7 protein-coding genes are annotated in these 5,450 nt (G+C 42.5%); 1 reads left to right on the plus strand and 6 read right to left on the minus strand.

Going from position 1 to position 5,450, the window contains the following annotated elements; all coding sequences use genetic code 11:
* Nucleotides 1-155: 155 nt before the first annotated feature.
* Nucleotides 156-896, minus strand: coding sequence for a phytochelatin synthase family protein (locus tag QT974_RS30480; RefSeq protein WP_333472117.1), 741 nt, complete (start codon nucleotides 894-896; stop codon nucleotides 156-158).
* A gap of 170 nt (nucleotides 897-1,066) precedes the next feature.
* Nucleotides 1,067-2,074: an adenosine deaminase gene (locus QT974_RS30485; protein ID WP_333472118.1), complete on the minus strand. Its 1,008-nt coding sequence runs from the start codon at nucleotides 2,072-2,074 to the stop codon at nucleotides 1,067-1,069.
* 33 nt (nucleotides 2,075-2,107) lie between these two features.
* On the opposite strand from QT974_RS30485, the gene QT974_RS30490 reads away from it, so the two are divergent.
* The gene (locus QT974_RS30490) at nucleotides 2,108-2,296 is read left to right on the plus strand and encodes a hypothetical protein (RefSeq protein ID WP_333472119.1); all 189 of its coding nucleotides are present in this window, start codon (nucleotides 2,108-2,110) and stop codon (nucleotides 2,294-2,296) included.
* A gap of 33 nt (nucleotides 2,297-2,329) precedes the next feature.
* Here the strand turns inward: QT974_RS30490 and QT974_RS30495 are convergent, their stop codons facing one another.
* From QT974_RS30495 to QT974_RS30510, 4 genes are all read right to left on the minus strand, one after another.
* A complete protein-coding gene (locus QT974_RS30495; RefSeq protein ID WP_333472120.1) occupies nucleotides 2,330-2,728 on the minus strand; it encodes a hypothetical protein in 399 nt (132 codons plus the stop codon).
* A gap of 319 nt (nucleotides 2,729-3,047) precedes the next feature.
* The gene (locus tag QT974_RS30500; protein ID WP_333472121.1) at nucleotides 3,048-3,689 is read right to left on the minus strand and encodes a hypothetical protein; all 642 of its coding nucleotides are present in this window, start codon (nucleotides 3,687-3,689) and stop codon (nucleotides 3,048-3,050) included.
* 755 nt (nucleotides 3,690-4,444) lie between these two features.
* Nucleotides 4,445-4,804, minus strand: coding sequence for a hypothetical protein (locus QT974_RS30505; RefSeq protein ID WP_333472122.1), 360 nt, complete (start codon nucleotides 4,802-4,804; stop codon nucleotides 4,445-4,447).
* A gap of 432 nt (nucleotides 4,805-5,236) precedes the next feature.
* A partial coding sequence (locus QT974_RS30510; protein WP_333472123.1) for a hypothetical protein occupies nucleotides 5,237-5,450 on the minus strand: 214 nt, incomplete at its 5' end.

Genomic DNA, 5,450 nt, shown 5'->3' on the forward strand with positions numbered 1-5,450 from the left:
GGCGAAAATTTATCGGTTAAACCTAAGATTTTATGTCCAAATGCTACGCCCTTCTGTGATTTTTTCACTCTTGTCTATTATAGGTAACGAAAAATCCAGGGGGTTCAGTAGTACGCAGCCTGAGAGCGGACTTGCATTCCACACTACGAACTGCGTCACTTGGCGCTAACTAAGACAAATCCGCGTGTTTTGCCAGACTCAGAATCTTTGGTTGCCATTGCTTGCCACAGTTCTTCTGCTTTCACCCAAACGGGCGGGTATTTGTAGCGAGAAACATCCAGGATGAGGAAGCGATCGCTGGGTCGATTGTAGGCCGCGATGGGAGAGATATGTCCCGATTGTTGTTGATTAATGGTTCGACGCAAATAGTTAACCACCACAAAGTTATTCGGTTCTTGTAAGTTTTTGGTTGCTAGATCGCGAAACTCGTCCAGCGAAGTGTCGCTACCGTAATGCTGGTCTACTTTAACTGAATGGCTGGCTAAAAATTGCCCTAACTGATTTAACGTCATGCCTCGCAATGATAGTTCGAGTGGCGATCGGATTTGTCGCATTTGGTCATTAAAGACATTATCCTGAGTAAATGTGTGAGAATTTCCCAATTCAGGTGCAGCCGGGGCAGGAATTGAAAGAGCGTTCAGCACCATCACGATACTGGCAACACCGCAGTAAGCCGCATTTTTTTGCGTCACAAAATAGGTACTGAGTGGCAAATAGTCCCGCTGTGCAGTGCTGGTCAATAGTAACTGTTCGCCTTCTGTCGAATTGAGTGGAATCAGATTTGGAGAGACTGGAAGTGTCTTAGAGATAAATCGTCCGCTTGCTACTGAGAAGCCCAGTAAGAATGTCAACACAGGAATCGCCATTCTTAAGACTAAGAAAAAATGCTTTTTCATAGCTATTATATATTTACTTGTTTGGCAATATTAAACCCAATAAGTTGGCATTCAAATTGCGATCGATTCCTCTATTACAGTCAAAAAGTCGTTGAGAACTTCCAGATAATACTTTGTTTCCTCAGCGTTCCGTTGCACCAGCAAGGGCGATCGATATCGCCTGTTAAAAGTCAGCTAAATTGAGCCATAAATCTATCCAGCTCGGTGATGAAATTTAGTTTTTCTGTCGCACTCAGAAACGAGGATTGAAAGGAATTCTTGGCCAGTTTGTAAATATCATCTTGGCTTAAATTTAGCCCTGTTTGAACTGCCTCGATGTTTTCGGAAATATAACCGCCAAAATAAGCAGGATCGTCAGAATTTACAGTGGCACACAAGCCCAGATCGATCAACTGCTTGAGGTTGTGTTCTGCTATTGAGTCGAACACTTGCAACTTGACATTAGACAGCGGGCACACAGTTAGGGGAATCTGTTTGTCTGCAAGATATTGCACCAGTTGAGGGTCTTCCGTGCAGCGAACGCCGTGGTCGATGCGGGATACTTTGAGAAGTTCGATCGCTTCCCATATATATTCTGGCGGCCCTTCTTCACCAGCATGGGCAATGGTTAAAAAGCCCTCTGAACGTGCTTTGTCAAAGACTTCCTTGAATTTTGACGGTGGATTTCCTAACTCAGAGGAATCTAAGCCTACAGCTACGATCCGATCTTGAAATGGCTTTGCTTGTTCCAGTGTCTCCATTGCTGCTTCTGCACTCAAATCGCGCAAGAAACACAAAATCAGCTTGGATGAGATTCCTAAGAGTTGCCGTCCATCTTGCAACGCTTGATGGATGCCGTTGAACGCCGTCTCAAAAGAGACTCCTCGCTGAGTATGTGTTTGAGGGTCAAAAAATATTTCGGTATGCCGCACATTTTGGTTGGCAGCCCTTTGCAAGTAAGCCCAAGTAAGGTCATAAAAATCTCGATCGTAAAGCAGTACACTACCACCTGCGTAGTAGATATCTAAAAAAGATTCCAGATTTTGGAAGTTATATACTTCGCGTGCTGACTCCACGGAATCATAGGGCAGTTTGATGTCATTGCGCCGAGCAATTTCAAACATCAGCTCTGGTTCCAAGGAGCCTTCAATGTGAATGTGCAATTCTGCTTTGGGAATGCCATAAATGAAGTCTTTCATTTCAGTTCTCCGTTTTCACCTTGTTAGCGAATTTTGCAGACAGCAAGACACAAAGGTTTGCCTGTGTCGATCGAGAATTATTTCGATCGGGCGATCGCGCTTTTGCCTGTTACCCTCAACTCATCACTGATTTCTTGCCTGCAATTGGGAAGTATTTGGGTGCGAGCGCGTAGCCTAGCCCTCAAAAAATCTACCTGTAAATCATCAAACGTTCGGCGATGAATTGAGACAACATTTTCCAACAAACATAGTTTTTTATTTCACAGTTATAGCATCCCACCCCAAATATCTCTGCACGTACTCTTCGAGGTCTTTAAGTAAGTTTTTGCCTTCTTCAGATGGAGCAGATATCTCAATTTTATCCACAGAAGTTAAGCTATCTTTGTAAGAGCTTACCGCGTGGTAAACAACTTTAACAGCATGGAGACCACCACCAAAGTCAGGAATAAAAATAACAACATTGTTTGGCTCTAGTCTTGATTGTTGACCGCCCATAGATCTAGCCTCCTCAAAAAAATTCTTAGCCGCTGCTTCTGAACTAAAAGATAGCGAAATACTCCGAAATGCTGCTAGGAAAGCCGAATCTTTGAATGTGCTAACGCTCACTACAACCAAAGCAATTATAGGATTGCCATTCGTGGGATAGATTACCATTGGAAATTCCTCCTATTCTAAAAAGTGATGTTGTACAAACGAATAACGCTGAAATAGTGCGATCGCCTATCTTGTCTTGCGATCGCGCTGCGGTGTTACCCTTAAGCCCATCACTAGACATCTTGCGGGAATTCGTGACCGCATAGTGGGGAAGGCATGGCTTCTTAGAACAAAAGTATTTTTTTCATGCGTATAATATTATTCCACGTTTTCCTGACGCACGATCTTGCGGTCTAACGACGAATTCAGCGGCGGCATGGGCTGGAATGATTTGTTATGCCACCAATATCTGCCGAACTCGCAGTCAATCTCTGTAATTTTACGAAGGTGGGGTGCCTTCTTTGAGCGTAATGGTGAGAGTATCATCCGAGTTGGGTCGCACGGCGCGTTGGATATTGCAAATACGCTTGGTCTGCGGCGGCCCTATTGGCAGACTGGGACATGGCGGATTACCAACCAACTGTATGCAGTCAGTGCAGTTGACCGGGTAGACGCCTGGATTTCCGTGATTTTTCCGCAGTGCCTTATTCTCGATCGAGTGGATGGAGGTATTGTTCACCCCGTCAGACCAACCAGACCCGGTTACGCTCATCTTCATCCAGCAGTTGACTCCGTTTACGCAGCTGATATCGAAGGCTTCGTCGCCTTGAGTGACGTTCAGGGTAAACTCGCCAATATTTGTACCTTCCTTGCCATGATGGAAGTCGGCTCCTGCGACCGGACATTGCGGCAAAATGAAAAATCCCACGTTGCCAGTAAAACATCTCCCCTTTGGGTCGAACTCGTGTGTTGCACCAGCCTCCAAGGTGAACTTCCCTTGTTTCGGAGAACCCTGAACAGGTGACAGAATCGGAAAATCACCCACGCCAACTGGATTTGGGCAGGCTGACCCCGATCCACCGAAGGTCAGGTAAACCGTGACCGCCTGATTTGTTGCATTGTGAACCGCTAACTTGGTCATAATGACTCCTTTGAGAAAAATGCCTGATTTTCTGGCATGACGAGCGCTTCTAAAGCTTTTATTGTTTCCGAAGCATTATCTGGATAGGACTTACGTATTGACAAAAATCTGATTATGTGAATCAGACTTATTTACTGCCCTTCCTTCTTTAATTAGGTCTCCCCTTTCTCCTTGGTTGAACTGTGTGTTCGGATAACTGGTTTCAACTCCAAGCTGTGGAGAGCTTAATTAATACGGTAAATAAATAGATGGGATGAAACTAGAGTACTTTGTGCCAAGTTAATTGCTTAAATTTGTATTTCCTGTTGCTCGTGAAGGTAGTTATCATTGTACAACTCTGCAATGGGTAACTAGATGAGCGGAATACTTTGCAAGGATTTTTGCCCAGGTATTGCCAACAAAACGAGCGATCGCATCCATTGAGAATGTCGTTTTTTGCACATCTGGTGTTGTCAAGGGCGTGTTTTCAAACTCTTAAGATATACCTACAGTTACAATTCAGTTTATATTTTTAGGTAGATGCAACTCTATTTTCACCTCCCAATACAGTTTTGTTTGCGCTCCGTGGCACCAGCACTCAACCTTTGCTTTCAGTTTACAAATTTGCCAGTTCTCTACTAGACATCTTCAAAAATTAACTTTTAGCTTAATTTTTGAAGATGTCTATTATGAAGTTTTGTCGCTCCGCTAGATTTTTTCACTTCGTTCTCGATCCACTAAGGGACATTTTTTGCTCATTACACCTCCCCGAACGTTTACGTAAAAATGCGATTTCCATCTCGCTTGTAACCATCAAATGCCCAATTAATAAAACCGCCATCACCTAAATTTTCTAAGGAAAATGGATCGCCTTTTTTGGAAAAGTAGATTTTATATCCAATTGTCCTTCCAAGACTGATTGGCAGCTCATAATGCTGATGTATGAAATTCCCCTCTCGATTGTGTTTTGTGTGAATAATCACAACATTATAATCGGGAAAATTCTCCTTTGCTTTTTTGACAAAATCTTGAGTAAAATGTTCTCGTTTTGGGTCATCATCAGCTATATTAATTAGTTCGGAAACCCCTTTTAAAAGAGGGATAAGTAGTGAAGCAGTAGGTGGTATAAAAGCCATTTTTTTTCTCCTTTCATGTTGTGGATTAGTCGATTGAGTTCTAACTGTTTAGAACACTAAATTTATGTGAGTTAAGACGCAAATTGTTTCAACTCCAAGCTGTGGAAAGCTTAATTAATACGATAAACAAACAGAGGGGATGAAACTAGAGTAGTTTGTGCCAAGTTAATTACTTAAGTTTGTATTTCCTGTTGCTCTTTAAGGTAGTTATCATTGCACAACTCTGCAATGGGTGAAAATATCGCAATCTAAACTATTTTTTGTCTCTACCTAAAGTTACAATTAAATTTAAATCTTTAGGTAGATGCAACTCTATTTTTACCTCCCTATACAGTCCTGTTTGTGATACCTGGCACCAGCACTCAACCTTTGCTTTCAGTTTACAAATTTGTCAGTTTTCTGCCAGAGAAGATCGAAGAGTTAAGAAAAAACTTAAGCTTTTTGCATCAAGAGATTTTCAAAAAGCCCATACAATAAAGACTCCAGCTTTTGAACATCTATTGGCGCTCTGCTGGCTAACTCTCTTAAAATTGGTAAAATTTCCTTATCTTCATTAAAATTAAGATTGCCAGAACTTGACACCTTCAAAACGTAAATGTTGGGCGGAGTGAAACGGAGGGTTGGCAAGATTAAAGAGGTGCGATCG

This window comes from Microcoleus sp. BM001215392 (assembly GCF_036700185.1).
Lineage (GTDB): Bacteria > Cyanobacteriota > Cyanobacteriia > Cyanobacteriales > Microcoleaceae > Microcoleus.

Excerpts from the sequence above, each read along its gene's own strand:
- QT974_RS30480 (WP_333472117.1), bottom strand. The coding sequence starts at position 896 with ATGAAAAAGCATTTTTTCTTAGTCTTAAGAATGGCGATTCCTGTGTTG.
- QT974_RS30485 (WP_333472118.1), bottom strand. The coding sequence starts at position 2,074 with ATGAAAGACTTCATTTATGGCATTCCCAAAGCAGAATTGCACATTCAC.
- QT974_RS30495 (WP_333472120.1), bottom strand. The coding sequence starts at position 2,728 with ATGGTAATCTATCCCACGAATGGCAATCCTATAATTGCTTTGGTTGTA.
- QT974_RS30500 (WP_333472121.1), bottom strand. The coding sequence starts at position 3,689 with ATGACCAAGTTAGCGGTTCACAATGCAACAAATCAGGCGGTCACGGTT.
- QT974_RS30505 (WP_333472122.1), bottom strand. The coding sequence starts at position 4,804 with ATGGCTTTTATACCACCTACTGCTTCACTACTTATCCCTCTTTTAAAA.